General features: G+C 74.2%; 16 protein-coding genes. 8 read left to right on the top strand and 8 right to left on the bottom strand.

What is annotated here, in order from left to right; translation table 11 throughout:
* Positions 1 to 134: 134 nt before the first annotated feature.
* On the top strand, positions 135 to 1394 hold the full coding sequence (locus BUS84_RS15040; RefSeq protein ID WP_074313150.1) for a M48 family metallopeptidase: 1260 nt from the start codon (positions 135 to 137) through the stop codon (positions 1392 to 1394).
* On the top strand, positions 1391 to 2515 hold the full coding sequence (locus tag BUS84_RS15035) for a glycosyltransferase family 4 protein (RefSeq protein ID WP_074313148.1): 1125 nt from the start codon (positions 1391 to 1393) through the stop codon (positions 2513 to 2515). Before BUS84_RS15040 ends, BUS84_RS15035 begins: the two co-directional genes overlap by 4 nt.
* Positions 2516 to 2529: 14 nt before the next feature.
* On the opposite strand, the gene BUS84_RS15030 is transcribed toward BUS84_RS15035, so the two are convergent.
* The 7 genes from BUS84_RS15030 to BUS84_RS15000 all read right to left on the bottom strand — a co-directional run bounded on the left by BUS84_RS15030 (position 2530) and on the right by BUS84_RS15000 (position 10815).
* A complete protein-coding gene (locus BUS84_RS15030; protein ID WP_074313146.1) occupies positions 2530 to 3198 on the bottom strand; it encodes a lysophospholipid acyltransferase family protein in 669 nt (222 codons plus the stop codon).
* A gap of 28 nt (positions 3199 to 3226) precedes the next feature.
* Positions 3227 to 3814 carry a TetR/AcrR family transcriptional regulator gene (locus BUS84_RS15025; protein ID WP_143728428.1) on the bottom strand — a complete coding sequence of 196 codons (588 nt, stop codon included), beginning with the start codon at positions 3812 to 3814 and terminating at the stop codon, positions 3227 to 3229.
* A gap of 69 nt (positions 3815 to 3883) precedes the next feature.
* Positions 3884 to 5542, bottom strand: coding sequence for a putative bifunctional diguanylate cyclase/phosphodiesterase (locus BUS84_RS15020; RefSeq protein WP_244298858.1), 1659 nt, complete (start codon positions 5540 to 5542; stop codon positions 3884 to 3886).
* Between the two features lie 79 nt (positions 5543 to 5621).
* Complete coding sequence (locus BUS84_RS15015) at positions 5622 to 6431, bottom strand: SAM-dependent methyltransferase (RefSeq protein WP_074313140.1); 810 nt, start codon at positions 6429 to 6431, stop codon at positions 5622 to 5624.
* Positions 6432 to 6618: 187 nt separating this feature from the next.
* Positions 6619 to 7287 carry a response regulator transcription factor gene (locus BUS84_RS15010; RefSeq protein ID WP_007072219.1) on the bottom strand — a complete coding sequence of 223 codons (669 nt, stop codon included), beginning with the start codon at positions 7285 to 7287 and terminating at the stop codon, positions 6619 to 6621.
* A gap of 7 nt (positions 7288 to 7294) precedes the next feature.
* Positions 7295 to 8986 carry a sensor histidine kinase gene (locus BUS84_RS15005; RefSeq protein WP_074313138.1) on the bottom strand — a complete coding sequence of 564 codons (1692 nt, stop codon included), beginning with the start codon at positions 8984 to 8986 and terminating at the stop codon, positions 7295 to 7297.
* Positions 8987 to 9000: 14 nt separating this feature from the next.
* Complete coding sequence (locus tag BUS84_RS15000) at positions 9001 to 10815, bottom strand: AMP-dependent synthetase/ligase (RefSeq protein WP_074318812.1); 1815 nt, start codon at positions 10813 to 10815, stop codon at positions 9001 to 9003.
* A gap of 217 nt (positions 10816 to 11032) precedes the next feature.
* Here BUS84_RS15000 and BUS84_RS14995 point away from each other — a divergent pair, with 217 nt between their 5' ends.
* The 6 genes from BUS84_RS14995 (at position 11033) to BUS84_RS14970 (ending at position 16340) form a co-directional block, all read left to right on the top strand.
* Entirely contained in the window at positions 11033 to 11488 is a 456-nt protein-coding gene (locus BUS84_RS14995) for an SRPBCC family protein (protein ID WP_074313136.1), read from the top strand.
* Between the two features lie 31 nt (positions 11489 to 11519).
* Positions 11520 to 12212, top strand: a complete 693-nt coding sequence (locus BUS84_RS14990) for a hypothetical protein (RefSeq protein ID WP_074318811.1) — start codon at positions 11520 to 11522, stop codon at positions 12210 to 12212.
* 76 nt (positions 12213 to 12288) lie between these two features.
* A complete protein-coding gene (locus BUS84_RS14985) occupies positions 12289 to 13236 on the top strand; it encodes an ROK family glucokinase (RefSeq protein ID WP_074313134.1) in 948 nt (315 codons plus the stop codon).
* A gap of 11 nt (positions 13237 to 13247) precedes the next feature.
* The gene (locus BUS84_RS14980) at positions 13248 to 13946 is read left to right on the top strand and encodes an endonuclease/exonuclease/phosphatase family protein (protein WP_074313132.1); all 699 of its coding nucleotides are present in this window, start codon (positions 13248 to 13250) and stop codon (positions 13944 to 13946) included.
* A 113-nt stretch (positions 13947 to 14059) separates the two neighbouring features.
* Positions 14060 to 15466 (top strand): flavin-containing monooxygenase, encoded by a 1407-nt coding sequence (locus BUS84_RS14975; protein WP_074313130.1) that lies wholly within the window; start codon positions 14060 to 14062, stop codon positions 15464 to 15466.
* Between the two features lie 79 nt (positions 15467 to 15545).
* Positions 15546 to 16340 (top strand): alpha/beta hydrolase, encoded by a 795-nt coding sequence (locus tag BUS84_RS14970; RefSeq protein WP_074313128.1) that lies wholly within the window; start codon positions 15546 to 15548, stop codon positions 16338 to 16340.
* Between the two features lie 36 nt (positions 16341 to 16376).
* Here the strand turns inward: BUS84_RS14970 and BUS84_RS14965 are convergent, their stop codons facing one another.
* Entirely contained in the window at positions 16377 to 17882 is a 1506-nt protein-coding gene (locus tag BUS84_RS14965; protein WP_074318810.1) for an alpha,alpha-trehalose-phosphate synthase (UDP-forming), read from the bottom strand.
* Between the last annotated feature and the right edge of the window lie 110 nt (positions 17883 to 17992).

Genomic DNA, 17992 nt, shown 5'->3' with positions numbered 1-17992 from the left:
GAGCGGGCCCGCGTGGGCCATAGGATGGGCGCTCACGGCGGGAGGAGCGGCCAGATGAGCGGGGTACGACGCGACGACGGCGGGCCCGCCGGCGGCGGGAGAGCCCGCCGCGCGGCCAGCACGGCGGTGTCCCGGTGACCCCGCGCGGCTGGGCGCTGCTGACCCTGGCCGGGTTGACCGTCGCGCTGGTGGTGACCGCCGCGCTGCTGATCCCGTGGCACCGGCCGCCGGCGCCCCGGGCCGACCAGCTCGCCGCGCTGCGCGACCTGCCCGCCGAGCAGGTGGCCCGCGGGCGGGAGTTCCGCGCCGCGCTGCGCCCCGGCGGTTACGCCGCGCTCGCCGTCGGGCTGCTGGTCGCCCTCGCGCTGGGGCTGACCCCGCTGGGCAGCCGCCTGATCGAGCTGGTGGGCCGGCCGTTCGGAGGGCACTGGGCCGCGCAGGCGGTGCTCGGCGGGCTGGCCGTCGTGCTCGTCGCCGACCTGCTCACCCTCCCGTTCGCCGCCTGGCGGCAGAGCGTGCTCACCCGCTACGGCCTGAGCACCAACGGCTGGAGCGGCTGGGCGGTCGACCTGCTCAAGTCGTACGCGGTCAGCGCGGTGATCGGCGCGGTGGCGCTGTTCGGGTTCTACGCGGTCATCCGGCTCGCCCCGCGCTGGTGGTGGGCGCTCGGCGCGGCCGGCGCGGCCCTGCTGGTGGTGCTGCTGTCGTTCGTGCTGCCGGTGCTGGTGGAGCCGGTGTTCAACCGGTTCACCCCGATGGAGCAGGGCCCGCTGCGCACCGAGCTGATGAGCATGGCCGCCCGCGACGGGGTGCCGGTCCGCGACGTGCTGGTCGCCGACGCGTCCCGGCGCACCAGGGCGGTCAACGCGTACGTCTCCGGTCTCGGGCCGACCCGGCGGGTGGTGGTCTACGACACGCTGCTGCGCGAGGCCACCCCGGCCGAGGTGACCGCCGTGGTGGCGCACGAGTTGGGGCACGCGAAGGACCGGGACGTCGCGGCCGGCACGCTGACCGGGGCGCTCGGCGCCGCCGCCGCGGTGGTGGCGCTCTACCTGCTCGGCTCGTGGGGGCCGCTGCTGCGGATGGCCGGCGTCGAGTCGGTCGCCCACCCGCGCGCGTTTCCGTTGCTGGTCGCCCTGGTCACGGTGGCCGGGCTGGTCGCCGCACCGGTGCAGGCGCTGATGTCCCGGCGGGTGGAGGCGCGGGCCGACGCGCACGCGCTCGCGCTCACCCGTGACCCGGCCGCCTTCGAGTCGATGCAGCGGCGCCTCGGCTCGGTCAACCTCGGCGACCCCGACCCGCCGCGCTGGGAGTACCTCTACTCGGCCTCACATCCGTCCACCGTGGAGCGGATGGCCGCTGCCCGCGCGTACGCCCGGGAGGCCGGCCGATGAGCCGCACGCTGCTGATCACCAACGACTTCCCGCCCCGCCCGGGCGGGATCCAGTCCTTCGTGCACAACCTCGCGGTGCGTCAGCCGGCCGGCTCGGTGGTGGTGTACGCGTCGAGCTGGCGCGGGGCGGCGAAGTTCGACGCCGACCAGCCGTTCGAGGTGATCCGGGAACGCACCCGGGTGCTGCTGCCCACCCCGCTGATCGCCCGTCGGGCGGCGCGGCTGGCTCGCGCGTACGACTGCGACACGGTGTGGTTCGGCGCGGCGGCCCCGCTCGGGCTGCTCGCCGCCGGCCTGCGGCGGCGGGCCGGGGTGCGCCGGGTGGTGGCGCAGACCCACGGCCACGAGGTCGGGTGGGCGGCGCTGCCCGCCGCCCGGCCGGCGCTGCGCCGGATCGGTCGGGGCGTCGACGTGACCACCTACCTCGGCGAGTACACCCGCGTCCGGCTGGCCCGTGTGCTGGACGGGCTGACCGACCTGCGCCGGCTGGCGCCCGGGGTGGACGTGGACACCTACCACCCGACGGTGGACGGCGAGCCCGTCCGGGCCCGGCTGGGGCTGACCGACCGGCCGGTGGTGGTCTGTGTGTCGCGGCTGGTGCCGCGCAAGGGGCAGGACATGCTGATCCGGGCACTGCCGGAGATCCGCCGCCGGGTGCCCGACGCGGCGCTGCTGATCGTCGGTGGCGGGCCGTACCGGGCGACCCTGGAGAAGCTGGCCCGGCAGGCCGGGGTGGAACGGGACGTGGTCTTCACCGGTTCGGTGCCGGCCGCCGAGCTGCCGGCACACTACGCGGCCGGCGACGTCTACGCGATGCCCTGCCGCACCCGCAACCGCGGGCTGGACGTGGAGGGGCTGGGCATCGTCTACCTGGAGGCGTCCGCGACCGGCCTGCCGGTGGTGGCCGGTGACTCCGGGGGCGCGCCGGACGCGGTGCGCGAGGGGGAGACCGGCTACGTGGTCCGCGGCCGTGACGTCGCCCAGCTCGCCGACCGGGTGGCCCGGCTGCTCGCCGACCGGGACCTGGCCCGGCAGTTGGGCGCGGCAGGTCGGGCGTGGGTGGAGCGGGAGTGGCGCTGGGAGGCGCAGGCGCAGCGGATGGCCGCCCTGCTCGCCGGCTGACCGCCGCCCGTGCCTCAGCTGGGCGTCGACCGGGGCGGGGCGTAGCGGGGCACGTACTCCTGGCCGGTGAGCCGCTGGATCGCGGCCATCACCTCGTCGGTGACCGTCCGGATGTCGCGTGGCCCGTTGATCCGGCCGGCGACCGGGATCGGCGGGCCGAAGCGCAGGGTGACCGGGTGCCGGCGCGGCAGGCGCGCGTCGACGGGCAGCACCTCGGCGGTGCCGAGCACGCCGACCGGGATGATCGGCACCCCGGCGTCGCGGGCCAGCCGGGTCATGCCGACGCGGCCCCGGTAGAGCCGCCCGTCCGGGGAGCGGGTGCCCTCGGGATAGACGGCGACCAGGCCGCCGGCGCGCAGCACCGGCACGGCGGCGTCCAGGGCGCTGAGGGCCGCCCGCCCGCCGGCGCGCTCGACCCGGATCGCGCCCATGCCGGCGACGATCCGCCGGTTGAGCCAGCCGCCCGGGCCGCGGCCACTGAAGTACTCGGACTTGGCCCAGAAGGTGACGTGCCGGGGCGTCACGTTGACGAGGAACAGCTCGTCGGCGACGGAGAGGTGGTTGCCGGCGAGGATCGCGCCGCCGCGCCGGGGCAGGTGTTCCAGCCCTTCCACGCGTGGCCGCCAGCCCAGCCGCAGCATGGTGCCGACGGTCAGCTTGGTGAGGTCGTACAGCAGGGGCACGTGTCCTCCGGGTGCGGGGGTGGATGGTTCAGTCGGGGGCCGGGCCGAGGTGGGCGTCGAGTGCGGCGTGCAGCAGAGCGTCGTCGTCGGTGGCGCCCGTGGCCAGCGGCAGGCTGCCCCAGGCCCAGAGCTGGGCGATGCCGTGCAGGTTGGCCCAGAGCGCGCCGGCCAGCACCGGGGCCGGTGCGTCGGTCGGCCGGCGTACCTGAGCAACCAGGTCGGCCAGAACGGCGAACAGCGGCAGGCTCGTCTCGCGCAGCTGTAGCCGGCCGGTGGCCAGCAGGTCGTGCCGGAACATCAGCTCGAACATGCCGCGGTGTGCCGCCGCGAAGTCCAGGTACGTCCGGCCGAGCGCGATGAGCCGGGCGCGCGGGTCGGGGCCGGCGGCGCGCAGTGTCTGCTCGACGCGGGCGGCGAGGTCGGCGAAGCCCTCCCGGGCGATGGCCGAGAGCAGGTCGACGTGGGTGGGGAAGTAGCGGCGCGGCGCGCCGTGCGACACCCCGGCCCGGCGGGCGATCTCCCGCAGTGACACCGCCGACTGGCCCTCGCGCAGCACCAGGTCCACCCCGGCGGCCACCAGTCGGGCCCGGACGCTCGCCTCGGTACTCATAGACATTGTCTACCATGATGGGTAGACAGTGTCTACCCATCGCCCTGGTTCCGCGCCCCGGGTCAGCAGGGTGGGTCAGCGGATGCGGGCCAGGATCCGGTCGGCGGGGGCCGGTCGGCCGAAGTGCCAGCCCTGGGCGGCGTCACAGCCGATCGCCCGGAGCCGCTCGGCCTGCCCGGCGGTCTCCACCCCCTCGGCGGTCACCGTCAGGTCCAGCGCGTGCGCCAGCGAGACCAGCGAGGCGAGGATCCGCTCGTCGGTGCGCCCCACCGACGGCGACCGCAGCCCGGCCACGAACTCCCCGGCCACCTTCAGCTCGGTCACCGGCAGGTCCCGCAGGTACGCCAGGTTGCTGTAGCCGGTGCCGAAATCGTCGATGGCGATCCGCACGCCGAGGTCGGCCAGCACCCGCAGGGCGCGCACCGGCTCCTTGGCCGTGCTCATCATCGTGCTCTCGGTGATCTCCAGCTGGAGCCGCTCCGGCGGCAGCCCGGTCTGCCGCAGCAGGGCGCGTACCTCCTGCACCAGCCCGGGCCGGTGCACCTGCCGGACCGCCAGGTTGACGCTCACGAACGGCGCGGCCGTGCCGCCGGCCGACCAGGCCTCGGCCTCCCGGCACGCCTCGGCCAGCACCCACCCGCCCAGTTGCACGATCAGCCCGGTCTCCTCGGCCAGCCCGATGAAGCTGTCCGGCCGCAGCACACCCAGCTCCGGGTGACGCCAGCGGACCAACGCCTCCACGCCGATCAGGCGGCCGTCGCGAAGCGAGGTCAGCGGCTGGTAGTCGAGGTAGAACTCGCCCCGCTCCAACGCGGCCGGGATGGCCGCGGAGAGCGCGTACCGGGCCAGCTCGCGTCGGTTGCGCTCGGCGTCGTAGAGCGCCCAGCGCGCCCCGCCGGCCGACTTCGCCCAGTGCAGGGTGCTGTCGGCGGCCCGCATGAGGTCACCGGGGTTGGCGCCGGCCACCTGGCGCTCGACGATGCCGATGCTCGCCGAGACCTGAAGCTCGTGCCCGTCCACCAGCGCCGGTGTCCGGACGGCGGCCAGTGCGGCCTCGGCCACCGCCACCATGTCGTCGGTGCCGCCGCTGCTCTCTACCAGGATGACGAACTCGTCTCCACCGAGTCGGGCCACCAGGTGCTCGCCCGCGGTCTGACACAAACGCTCGGCCACTATGGACAACAGCCGGTCGCCGACCTGATGCCCCAGCGTGTCGTTGACGACCTTGAACCGGTCCAGGTCGAGAAAGCACACGCCGACCCGCCGCGCGCCCCGGCCCGGCTCATTGAGCGCGGCGGTGAGCCGCTCGGTGAACAGCGTCCGGTTGGGCAGGCCGGTGAGCGGGTCGTGGGTGGCCTGGTGCCGGAACCGCGCCTCGCTGGCCCGCAGCGCCCGCTCGGCGTGCGTGCGGGCCATCATGGCGGCCCGGCGGATCGACTCCTGCTCGTCGAGCGTCCGGTCCCGCAGCGCGCGGGCGTAGCCGGTCGCCACGGCGGCCAGCAGCCGTGCCATCCGGTCCTCGACGTCCTCGGCCACCAGCCCCAGGTCGCGGACCAGCCGGAGCTGGATGACCTCGACGGTACGGCCCAGCCCCTCCGCGGACGCGATGTGCGCGGCGACCAGTTCGGTGCCCACCCGATAACCGGCCCGGAGGTCGAACGGCTCGGCGAGCAGCGCGCCGGCCAGCTGCCCGGTGAGCCGGTGCAGCAGGGTCTCGAGCTCGGCCTGGGTCATCGGCAGATAGCTGGTGCCGGAGACGGCCTTGGCCCAGGCCCTGGCGAACGTGCCCGGGCAGGAGGTCGCCCCGGGCGACTCAGCCACCGAGGCGCCCGACGCCGCCCATGAAGACCGCACGCTCGGCGTCCTCCGCGCTCTCCGGGTTGTCCGGCCGCCACTGCGGCACCCAGACCACGCCCGGGTCGAGAAGCTCGAACCCGTCGAAGAGCGCGGTCAACTCGGCCCGGCTGCGGACCCAGAGCGGGTTGTCGGTACGCCGGTAGACCCGCTCCGCCTCGGCCCGCTCGTCCTGGCTGCGCCCGTCGTCGCTGGCCTGCGACAGCACCAGGTAGCTGCCCGGGGCCAGCGCGTCGCGCAGGGTCCGCAGCAGCTCCGCCGGGCGGTCGTCGTCGGAGATGAAGTGCAGCACGGCCACGATCATCACGGCCACCGGCTGGTCCAGGTCGAGCAGTTTGCGCACGTCCGGGTGGGTCAGGATCTTCTCCGGGCGCCGCAGGTCCTCCTGCACCACCACCGCGCGGTCGTTGCCGGCCAGGATCTCGCGGCTGTGCGCCACGGCCACCGGGTCGACGTCCACATAGACCACCCGTGACTCCGGATCGAGCCGCTGGGCGATCTCATGCACGTTGCCGACCGTCGGAATGCCCGAGCCGATGTCCAGGAACTGCCGGATCCCGGCCTCGGCGAGGTGGTGCACCGCCCGGCGCAGGAACGCCCGGTTGGCCTGGGCCATCAGCGGCGCCTCCGGCACCGCGGCCACCATCGCCTGTGCCGCGGCCCGGTCGGCCGCGAAGTTGTGCGAGCCGCCGAGGTAGTAGTCGTACATCCGCGCGACGCTCGGGCGCTCGATGTCGATGGTGTCGGGTGCCCAGTCCGGCCGCTGCATGCGCTCACCCCTCGAGTCCACGACGCGGGCGTCGTCGCCCGCGCGGGTATTGTGCCCCCGACGTTCCCGCCAGACCATAGCGTGCCGCCAGCTTCCCGCCGACGTCGGTCGATACGCGAAAGTCCGCGCCGGCCGGAGCTGGCGCGGACCTTCGGCCGCGGCGTCCCGCTCGACGAGCGGGGGCAGGTCAGAACTTCGGGGCGTCCGGCGCCTCGAGCAGGCCGAGCCGGAGCGCGGTCATCAGCGCCTGCGCCCGGTTGGCCGCACCGAGCTTCTCGTACAGCTTGGAGATGTGCGTCTTGGCCGTGGACTCACTGACGAACAGCTGCTTGGCGATGCCGGCCACGCTCATCCCGTCGGCGAGCAGCCGCAGCACCTGACCCTCCCGGGGGGAGAGCTGCGGACCGGACGGGGCGAGCCGGCGCTTCATCGCCTCGGCGAGATCGGCCGCGGTGAACGCGCTCGGCGAGGAGGCGGCGTGCCGCGCGGCGGCCACCACCTCGTCGGCCGGGGCGGTCTTCGGCACGAAGGCGCTCGCGCCGGCCTCCAGGGCGCCGAAGAGCTGATCGTCGCCGGCGTACATGGTCAGCACGACGATGCCCATCGAGGCGCTGGACTTGCGCAGCGCCCGGGTGGCCTCGAGGCCGCTGCCGTCGGGCAGCCGGAGATCCATGATCACCACGTCCGGCTGAAGCGCACCGGCCTGGCGTACCCCCTCCGCCGCCGTGGCGGCCTCACCGACGACCTCAAACTGACGGTCGCGCTCAAAGGCGTGCCGTAGGCCCTTGCGAATCAGGTCGTGGTCGTCGACAAGGAGGACCTTGGTGCGGGTGGCCGGTGTCGGACTGGTGGTCATCCTCGGGTTACTCCCCTTCTGCTGCTGCGCTACCGCGCAGGTTATCGCGCCGGGGCGAGGTGCCGAGAACCACCGCCACGGTTGTGCCGCTCGGTTGCCGGGGCCTGATCTCCAACCGGCCCCGGATACGTTCCGCCCTCTCGGCCATGATCGCAAGGCCGTACCGCCCGTCGGGGCGCTGGTCAGCCATCCCCTGACCGTCATCCGACACTTCAATCTGCGCGTACGGGGGGTCCACCTCGCACGTGACCCACAGATTGGAGGCACCGGCGTGCTTGCGCGCGTTGGTCACCGCCTCCTGGGCGATGCGCAGCAACTCGGCCTCGGTGGCCGCCGGCAGCCGCGCGGTGGACTCGTCCAGCGACAGGTGCACCCGCAGCCCGCCGGAGGCGCCCACGGTGCGCGCGTACTCGGCGATCGCCGCGGCCAGCCCGCCCTGCCGGTCCACCTCGCTGCGCAGCTCGAACAGGCTCAGCCGCAACTCGGTGATCACCCGGGTCACCTCGCCGCGCAGCGTACGCAGGGCCTCGGCGGTCTCGTCGGCGTCGTCGAAGACGGTGGCCAGGGCGTTGTCGATGCCGTAGCCGACCATCACCAGTTCCTGCGCCACCCCGTCGTGGATCTCCCGCGCCAGCCGCTGCCGCTCCTCGTTGGTGGCCAGCGAGCGGACCTCGTCGAAGAGCAGCGCCGCCTCCAGCCGCAGCGCCGCCGGGCGGGTCAGCGCGGTCACCCGGGACACCACCGGTGGCGGGTACGCCTGTGCGGCGTCCGCCTCCAGCACCACCAGCCCCACCGTGCGCACCCCGGCGACCAGCGGAACGATCAACGCGGAGACGTCGCCGCCGCGGTGCGAGCGGGACTGCGACCGCGCGGCGGTCTGGGCCTGCTGACTGGCCCAGGCGTCGGCGATCGCCGAGTCCGCGTCCAGCGTCGTCTCCCAGTCCACCCGGTCAAGCCCGGCCTGGGCGAGCACCACGAGGCGGCCGCCACCGCTGGCCGACAGCACCGCGCCCCGGTCCGCCCGGGCCACCGTGCGCAACTCCTCCAGCAGGTGCTCGGAGATGCCGCCCGGGTCCAGGGTCGCCCCGGGCAGTTGCCGGGCCACCGTGCGCAGCTGGGTCAGCAGCCGGGTCGCCTCGGCGTACGGCTGGGGCTTGCCCTCACCGCGTACCGCCATCACCTTCTGCAGCGTGCCGGCGGCGTAGAGCCCCAGCGCGGCCAGGATCAGCCACTGCGCGCAGACCGCGAGGTAGCCGAGCTGGCCGAGCTGGCGCTCCCCACCGACCTCGGTGAGCGCCCCGCCGACCAGCAGCGTCGCGGCGGTGACCGCGAGCAGCGCGGCGCCCTCGGAGAAGCGGCGGCGCAGCGCGGTGACGGTCACCGGCACCGCCAGGTAGGGCAGCACCGCCGAGGCGCCGAGCCCGTCGACCGTGCCGCCGATCGACGCGACCGCGGCCACCTGGCTCGCGGCCAGCCCCAGCACCACCACCTCGGCCACCCGGCTCAGCGGCCCGATCAGCCGGTGCTGAGGAGCCAGCAGCGAGGGCAGCCCGGCGACCGCCAGCAGCGCGATCCACCACAGCTGGGTGACGTCGCGGGTGGCGAACAGGGTCAGGATGGCGACCAGCGCCAGCATCACCAGGCGGGCGGCCGCGGCGAGGGGATGCGGGTGTGGTGCGGCGGATGTCGATGCGGGCACGTGACGGATGGTAGTCAGCCCCGGTAGATATCGGCGATCTCCGCCGCGTACGTCTTGTGGACAACCTGCCGCTTGACCTTGAGCGACGGGGTCAGCTCGCCGGTGGTCTCGGTGAAGTCGCGGGGCAGGACCCGGAAAACCTTGATCGCCTCGGCCTTGGAGACGGCCCGGTTGGCGCTGTCGATCGCGGACTGGATCTCCGCCCGCAGGCCCTCGTGCTCGCGCACCTCTTCGACCCGGGTGCCGGCGGGCAGCCCGGCCGACTCCAGCCAGCCGGGCAACGCCTCCTCGTCGATGGTGACCAGCGCCGCGATGAACGGCTGCCGGTCGCCGACCACGACGCACTGGCTGATCAGGGGATGGGCCCGGACCTGGTCCTCCAGCACCGCCGGGGCGACGTTCTTGCCGCCGGCGGTCACGATCAGCTCCTTCTTCCGGCCGGTGATGCTCAGGTAGCCGTCGTTGTCGAGCTGGCCCAGGTCGCCGGTGCGGAACCAGCCGTCGGCGGTGAGCGCCTCGGCCGTCGCCGCCTCGTTGTGCCAGTAGCCCTTGAAGATCAGGTCGCCGGAGATCAGGATCTCGCCGTCGTCGTCGATCCGGATGGTCACGCCGGGCAACGGACGGCCGACGGTGCCGATCCGGGTGCCGGTGGGCAGGTTCGCCGCCGCGGCGGGCGAGGTCTCGGTCAGCCCGTAGCCCTCGAGGACCGTCACGCCGATGCCGCGGAAGAAGTGACCGAGTCGGGCGCCGAGCGGCGCGCCCCCGGAGATGGCGTCCCGGCACCGGCCGCCGAGCGCGGCACGCAGCTTGCGGTAGACCAGCCGGTCGAAGACCGCGTGCTGGGCGCGCAGGGCCATGCCGGGCCCGCGTGAGGTCTCCAGCGCCTCGCTGTACGCGATGGCGACCTGCTCGGCGCGGGCGAAGATACCGCCCTTGCCGTCGGCCTCGGCCTTCTGCTTGGCCGCGTTGTAGACCTTCTCGAACACCCGGGGGACGGAGAGCACGAAGGTCGGCCGGAACTCCTGCAGCTCGGCGACCAGGTTCTTGGTGTCGGCGCAGTGCGCCATGGTGGCCCGGGCCTGCACCACGCCGATCTGGATCAGCCGGGCGAAGGCGTGCGCCAGCGGCAGGAAGAGCAGGGTGGCCGCGCCGGCGTGGAACAGGTTCGGCAGCACCGGCACCGCGTTCGCGATGTCGGCGTACATGTTGCGGTGGGTGAGCACGCAGCCCTTGGGTCGGCCGGTGGTGCCGCTGGTGTAGATGATCGTGGCCAGGTCGTCGGCGCGGACCGCCTTGCGGCGCAGTTCCACCTCGGCCGGCTCGACCGCAGTGCCGGTCGTGACCAGCTCGTCGACCCCGCCACGGTCGATCTGCCAGACGTGCTCCAGCTCGGGCAGCCGGTCCCGGACGTCGGCGACCAGGCTGGCGTGCGCGTCGGTCTCCACCACGACGGCGACCGCGCCGGAGTCGGCGAGGATCCAGGCGGCCTGCTCGGAACTGGAGGTCTCGTAGATCGGCACGGTGACCGCCCCGGCCGTCCAGATGGCGTAGTCCAGCAGCGTCCACTCGTAGCGGGTGCGGCTCATCAGCGCGACCCGGACACCCGGCTGGATGCCGGCGGCGATCAGCCCGCGGGCAACCGCCGCCACCTCGTCGCGGAACTGCCGGCAGGTCACCTCCGCCCAGGCGGTGCCGGTGCCGTCGGCGGCCCGGGTGCGACGGGCGAACTGCACGGCGTTCGGCGCGGCCTCGGCGTTGTCCCAGACCGGATCGGTGAGGTTGGCCGCGTCGCCAACGGTGACGATCGGCGGAACGGAGAACTCGCGCACCTGCACTCCTTCGTGCTCGCACTGGCCGGGCCGGCCGCCGTGGGCGTCGGCTCTGGTCGAAACCTACCCGGCGGCTGGGTCGGGTGGGACAAGCAGGATGGTCGGTGGGATTTCGTGGTGGTTGGCCCACGGCGCCGGGTGGGGGTGCCCGGCCCCGCCGCCGGGCGCGGCGGGGCGGCGTGGCGCGTGGGCGGTGTCCGCCGGGTAGCCTCCCCCCATGGCGGACTCCTCCACCCAGTCGATCATCATCGGCGCGTCACCGGATCGGGTGACGGCGGTCATCTGCGACTTCGCGCGCTACCCGGAGTGGACCGAGGCGGTGCGCCGCGCCGAGGTCATCGAGGAGTACGAGGACGGCTACGCCAGCCAGGTGCGCTTCACCATCGACGCCGGGGTGATGGCCGACGAGTACGTGCTCGCCTACGAGTACGCCGAGGACCTGTCCCGGATCGAGTGGCACCTGGTCGCGCCCTCGAAGATGCAGAAGAGCCAGCGCGGTTCGTACGACCTGGTGGGCAACCCGGACGGCGGCACCACGGTGACCTACACCCTGGAGGTCGAACTCTCCGTGGGGATGCTCGGCATGTTTCGGCGCAAGGCCGAGAAGATGATCATGGATACCGCGTTGAAGCAGCTCAAGCACCGGGTAGAAGCACCCGGTGCGGCGCAGTGACGCGTACGGCGGCACGGTAGAGGAGCCGACCATGGGCGGAACGGATCCGGGTTCGGCCCGGGAAGAGGCGGAGCGGCTGGTCGCCACCCTGCTCGCGGGTGCGCGGCTGGCCTCCGCCGGCTCGGCGGGCGGCGCGTGGGGCCCGCTGGGCGGGATGCTGGCCGGTGTCCTCGGTCACAGTGCCGCCCCCGGCGGGCACTCCGGCAGCGGTGGTGGTTTCGCCACCGGTTCCGCCGAATGCTGCGTCTGCCCGGTCTGTCGGGGCATCGCCGCGTTGCGCGACCCGAGTCCGGAATTCGCCGAGCGGCTGGCCACCGGCGCCGGTGACCTCGCGGCCGGCGTGGCCAGCCTGCTCCGAGCGTTCGCCCCGGCGGAGCCGCCTGCGGCCAACCCGTCGGCGCCCCCCACCCCGTCCCGACCCGCGCCCGCTCCGGCCGCCGGCGCCGACGTCCCGGAGCCCACGCCGGCCGACCGGTCCACCGGGGCTGGCGACGACCACGTGTGGCGCGATGCCACCCGTACCGGGCATGATTCTCAGCCGGCGCCGGAGCGGGACGTCTGGTCGGTCGCCACCCGGACGGCGGACCCACCCGCCCCGGCCACCGCACCACCCGTCGACGAGGCCGGGACGGTGGCCGCACCGGCGCCGACCGACCCACCCGTGGTGCCCGCGTCGCGGGTGCCCGACGACACCGGCGCGGTCGCACCGGGCGACGTCGCCTGAGTGCGGGACATCCCGACCCGGGCCGGCGTGTCGCCGGCGCGCGGGCCGGACAGCACAGCAGAGGGGAGCGGCAGCGGTGACGCTGACCATCGGAGTCGACGTCGGTGGCACGAAGGTGGCCGGCGGTGTCGTGGACGACACCGGCACGGTCCTCGTGCAGACCCGACGGGACACTCCCGCCGATGACGTCGCCAAGACCCGCGACGTCATTATCGACCTGGTCGGTGAGCTGGCTGCCGGGCGGACGATCGAGGCGGTCGGCATCGGCGCGGCCGGCTGGATCGACGCCCACCGCTCGACCGTGCTCTTCGCGCCCAACCTGGCCTGGCGGGACGAGCCACTGCGCGAGTACGTCGGCGCGGCGGTCGGGCTGCCGGTGATCGTGGAGAACGACGCCAACGTGGCCGCCTGGGCCGAGTTCCGCTACGGGGCGGCCCGGGACGCCGACGACTCCATGGTCATGTTCACCATCGGCACCGGCGTCGGCGGCGGCATCGTGCTCGGCGGTGAGCTGCTGCGTGGCGCGCACGGCGTCGCCGCGGAGCTGGGCCACATGCTGGCCGTGCCGGACGGGCACCAGTGCGGCTGCGGGCGGCTGGGCTGCATCGAGCAGTACGCCAGCGGCAGCGCCCTGGTTCGTTTCGCCCGGGCCGGTGCCCGGCAGGAGCCGCACCGGGCCACCGCGCTGCTGGAGCTGGCCGGCGGGGAGACCGAGGCGATCACCGGCCACATGGTGAGCGCCGCCGCGCAGGGCGGCGACCCGGTCTCCACCGAGGCGTTCGCGCAGATCGGCCGGTGGCTGGGCACCAGCCTCGCCGACATGGCGCAGATCCTCGACCCGCAGACCCTGGTGGTCGGGGGCGGCGTGATCGACGCCGGTGACCTGCTGCTCGGCCCGGCGCGCCGCTCGTACCTCGACGCGCTCGCCCAGCGGGGGCGCCTGCCGGTGGCCGAGGTGCTCCCCGCCGAGCTGGGCAACAGCGCCGGGGTGATCGGCGCCGCCGACCTGGCCCGGCGGATCTGAGGCGAGCCGGGATGGGTCAGGCTGGCGGCGTACCGCTGCGGGTGGTGTCGTACAACATCCACAGCCAGCGCGACGACACGGCCGCGCTGGCGGCGGTGGTCCGGGCCGTGACGCCGGACGTGGTGATCGTGCAGGAGGGGCCGCGCCGGTTCCGGTGGCGGCAGAAGTCCGCCGCGCTGGCCGAGTCGTTCGGCCTGGTGGTGGCCGCCGGTGGGCTGCCCGCGCTGGGCAACCTGCTGCTGACCAGCTTGCGGGTCCAGGTACGGGGCACCCGCTGCCAGCGCTTCCCGCTCACCCCCGGCCGGCACCTGCGCGGCGCCGCGTACGCCGACTGCCGTGTCGGGGACGCCCGGTTCACCCTCGCCGGATCGCACCTGTCCACCGATCCGGCCGAGCGTCCCGCGCAGGCCGCCGAGGTCAAGCGCGGCCTGGACGCGGCGAGCAGCCCGGTGGTGGCCGGGGCGGACCTCAACGAGGGCCCGGACGGGCCGGCCTGGGCCACCGTGGCGCGCGGGCTGACCGACGCCGCGGTCGACCGGGCGGACCGGCTCACCTACTCCTGCGCCGACCCGCGCCGGCGTATCGACGCGCTCTTCGTCGACCCGCGGATCACCGTGGTCGATTACGACGTGGTGGACACCCCGCAGACCCGGCGGGCCAGCGACCACTTCCCGGTCCTGGTCGACCTGCTGCTGCCCACCACCGGCTGACCCCCGACCGGCGCGACCGCCGATCCGTCCGCGCCGGGGCTGGACATCCGGCTCCGATGTGGAGAGGATTTCGCGGCGACCGGCACGCGTGCCGCACAAAAGGAGATGTCCCGGTGTCCACCTCCACCGACCACGGCCGGCCCGACCCGGAGGCGACCCCGTCCGCGCTGAGCCGCGACGGCCGCCCGGTCTCCGACCGGGGCGACACGGTCTGCGTCATCGGGGCCGGGGCCAGCGGCCTGACGGCCATCAAGAACCTGCGCGAGCACGGGTTCGGCGTGGACTGCTACGAGCGGGAGACCGGCATCGGTGGCGCCTGGAACTGGCGGCACGACCGGAGCCCGGTGTACGCCAGCACCCACCTGATCTCGTCGAAGCCGTTCACCCAGTTCCCCGACTTCCCGATGCCGGACTCCTGGCCGGACTACCCGCACCACAGTCAGCTGCTCTCGTACTTCGAGCGGTACGCCGACCACTTCGACCTGCGCTCGCACATCTGGTTCGGCACCGAGGTGATCCGGGTCGAGCCGGCCGCGGGGGAGCGTTGGGACGTGACCACCCGCTCCACCGGCGGGTACGGGCCGGAGCGCACCTCCCAGTACGCCGCCGTGGTGGTCGCCAACGGCCACAACTGGTCGCCCAAGCTGCCCCGCTACGAGGGGCTGGAGCAGTTCCGCGGCGAGATCATGCACGCCTCGTCCTACAAGGACCCGGCGCAGCTGCGGGGCAAGCGGGTGCTGGTGGTCGGCGCCGGCAACACCGGCTGCGACATCGCCGTGGAGGCCGCCCAGCAGGCGTCGCGGTGCTGGCACTCCACCCGGCGTGGCTACTGGTACGCGCCGAAGTACGTGCTCGGCCGCCCCGCGGACCAGGTCAACGACGCTCTGTTGGCATTGCGCGTGCCGCTGCGGGTGCGCCAGTGGCTCTACCACTGGACGCTGCGGCTGACCGTCGGCAACCTGACCCGCTTCGGCCTGCCCAGGCCCGACCACCGGGTGTACGAGACGCACCCGATCGCGAACAGCCAGCTCGTCTACTACGTGGGCCACGGCGCGATCGGCCCGGTGCCCGACGTCGCCCGGTTCCACCCGTACGCGGTGGAGCTGACCGACGGCCGCGAGATCGATCCCGAGCTGGTCATCTTCGCGACCGGATACCTGCCGCGCTTCGAGTTCCTCGACGCGTCGGTGTTCGGCGACAGCGCCGGCGTCGGCCGGCCCACGCTGTGGCTCAACGCCTTCACCCCGGGGCACCCGACGCTGGCGGTGGCGGGCCTGGTGCAGCCGGACTCCGGCCTGTTCACCCTGTCGCACTGGCAGACGGTGCTCTTCGCCCGGCTGCTGCAGGCCCGCCGGGACCGCCCGGAGCGTGCCGCGGCCTTCGCGCAGCGGGTGCGGGACCGGGCCGGGGAGCGCTACTCCGCGCAGGTCAAGGAGAGCAGCCGGCACTGGTTCGAGGTCGGTCACGCCGACTACCTGCGCGCCGTCCAGCGCGCCCTGCACGACCTGGAGGGCAAGTGAGCGCGAGGAGTGAGCTTGCGAGCCCGGCAGTCGCGAACGAAAGGTCGGCCCGGTGAGCGCGAGGAGTGAGCTGCGGATCATGCGGGGGCGGGAGTGGTCCCGCCCGGTCCGGCCGGCCCGGCGGGAGGTGCTCAGCGCCACCCCCGAGTTGGAGGAGGGGCGCCCGCCGCTGCTGTTCGTCCCCGGGTTCGGGCACGGCGCGTGGGCGTTCGCCGAGCACTGGTTGGGGCACGCGGCGTCGCGGGGGTTCCCGGCGTACGCGATGAGCCTGCGCGGGCACGGCGGCAGCGAGCCGGCGCCGGAGGCGACGCTGCGGGCGTACGCCCACGACGTGGTCCAGGTGGCCGCGGGCCTGCCGCGCCAGGCGGTGCTGGTGGGGCACGGCGCCGGGGCGCTGGTGGTGGCGCACGCGTTGGCCCGCTACCCGGCGCGGAGTGCCGTTCTGGTGGCGCCGGTCTTCGGCGGCTGGGGTGTGTTCGGCGCGGCGTTGCGCCGTAATCCGTCCGGCACGTTGCCGGCGGTGTTCGGTGGGCCCTTGCGGCTCAGCCGCAACCAGTTGTTCAGCCGCGACCTGCCCGACGCGGAGGCCCGGCGTCACGTCGCCCGGCTCGGTCGGGCCGGCCGGCGGGCGCAGTGGGCGCTGCTGGGCGAGCCGGAGGCCGAGCCGGCCGTGGGCGCGCCACCGGTGCTGGTGCTGGGCAGCCCGGACGACCGGGTGGTGCCGACGTCGACGTTGAACCGGGTGGCCCGCCGGTACGGCTCGGCCCCGCTGCTCTTTCCCGGGATGGGTCACGACCTGATGCTGGACGCGCGTTGGGCGGAGCCGATCGACGCGATCCTGGACTGGTTGGAGAAGGAGCCGGCGGCGCACTGAGCGTCCGCGACCGCGTCCCGTACGGCGTCGTGCCGGTCAGCCGCCGGCGTGCCGCGTGGCGGGGCTGCCGGCCGGGGCGGCCCGGGGCGCCGGTGCCGGCATCCGGCCGGTGCCGTCCGGGGTGCCGTCGGTGCTGGTCAGGCTGCTGACCAGGGCGCCCCTGTCGTCCAGCGCGCTCAGGTAGGAGCGGGCCCAGGCCCGGATGTCGTGCTGGTGCAGGTAGGCGCGCATGGCCCGCATCCGTGCCGTGACGTCGGCCGGGCTGGCGCGCAGCGCCGCGCGCAGCCCCTGCTTGAGCCCCTCCAGGTCGTGCGGGTTGACCAGGTACGCCTGGGACAGCTCGGCTGCGGTGCCGGCGAACTCGCTGAGCAGCAACGCCCCCGCGTCGTCCACCCGGGCGGCGACGTACTCCTTGGCGACCAGGTTCATCCCGTCCCGCAGCGGGGTCACCGCCATCACGTCGGCGACCCGGTAGAGCGCGGCCAGCTCGGCCCGGTCGAAGGGCTGGGTGAGGTAGTGGATGGCCGGCTCGCCGACCCGGCCGAACTCGCCGTTGATCCGGCCGACCTCGCGCTCGATCCGCTCGCGCAGGATCTGGTACTGGCCGACGCGTTCCCGGCTCGGCATCGCGACCTGCACCAGCACCGTGTCGCGGACCTTGACGTCGCCGCTGGCGAGCAGTTCGCTGTACGCCTTGAGCCGCTGCTCGATGCCCTTGGTGTAGTCCATCCGGTCCACGCTGAGGATGACCTGCCGGGGGTCGCCGAGGTCCTGCCGCAGACGGCGGGCCCGGGCGGCCACCTCGGGGCGGGCGGCGAGCGCGGCCATCTCGGCGGTGTCGATGGAGACCGGGAACGCGCCGATGCGCACCACCCGGTCGTCGATCCCGATCCGCCGGTCGGTGGCCGGCAGCTCCAGCACCTTGGTCACCAGCTGGGCGAAGTTGTGCGCCGCCTGGGCTCGCTGGAAGCCGACCAGGTCGGCGCCGAGCATGCCGCGTAGCAGCTCGGCCCGACGGGGCAACTGCATGAACAGCTCCGGCGGCGGGAACGGCACGTGCAGGAAGAACCCGATGCGCAGGTCCGGCCGGAGCGCGCGGAGCAGGCCGGGGACCAGGTGCAGGTGGTAATCCTGCACCCAGACCACCCCGCCCGGCTCGGCCACCTCGGCGGTCGCCTCGGCGAAGCGCTGGTTGACCCGCTGGTACGCCTCCCACCACCGGCGGTGGTGCTGCGGCTGCTCGACGGCGTCGTGGTAGAGCGGCCAGAGGGTGGCGTTGGCGAACCCCTCGTAGTGGTCGCGCAGGTCTTCGCGGCTGAGCGGGACGCTGTGCATCCGGACGCCGTCCACGTCCGGCAGTGCGGGGGCGGGCCCGGTGCCGCCGGCCCAGCCGACCCACGTCGCCGGGGTGTGCCGCAACAGGGGGTGCAGCGCGCTGACCAGCCCACCTGGGCTGCGCCGCCATTCGCAGGCCCCGTCGGGCGCCACACTGTCGTCGATGGGGAGGCGGTTGGCCACCACCACGAGGGAACTCTGTCGCATCTCGGGCATTCCGATCAGCAGAGGACTGACCGCCGCGAGCAAGGGAAAACCGGTCGGTCAGTCGGGGAAGTGACGTACGGCGGTATTCCTACTGACAGTAAGTTACACCA

The organism is Micromonospora cremea (assembly GCF_900143515.1).
Lineage (GTDB): Bacteria > Actinomycetota > Actinomycetes > Mycobacteriales > Micromonosporaceae > Micromonospora > Micromonospora cremea.
This window is presented reverse-complemented; position numbering and strand designations above follow the sequence as displayed.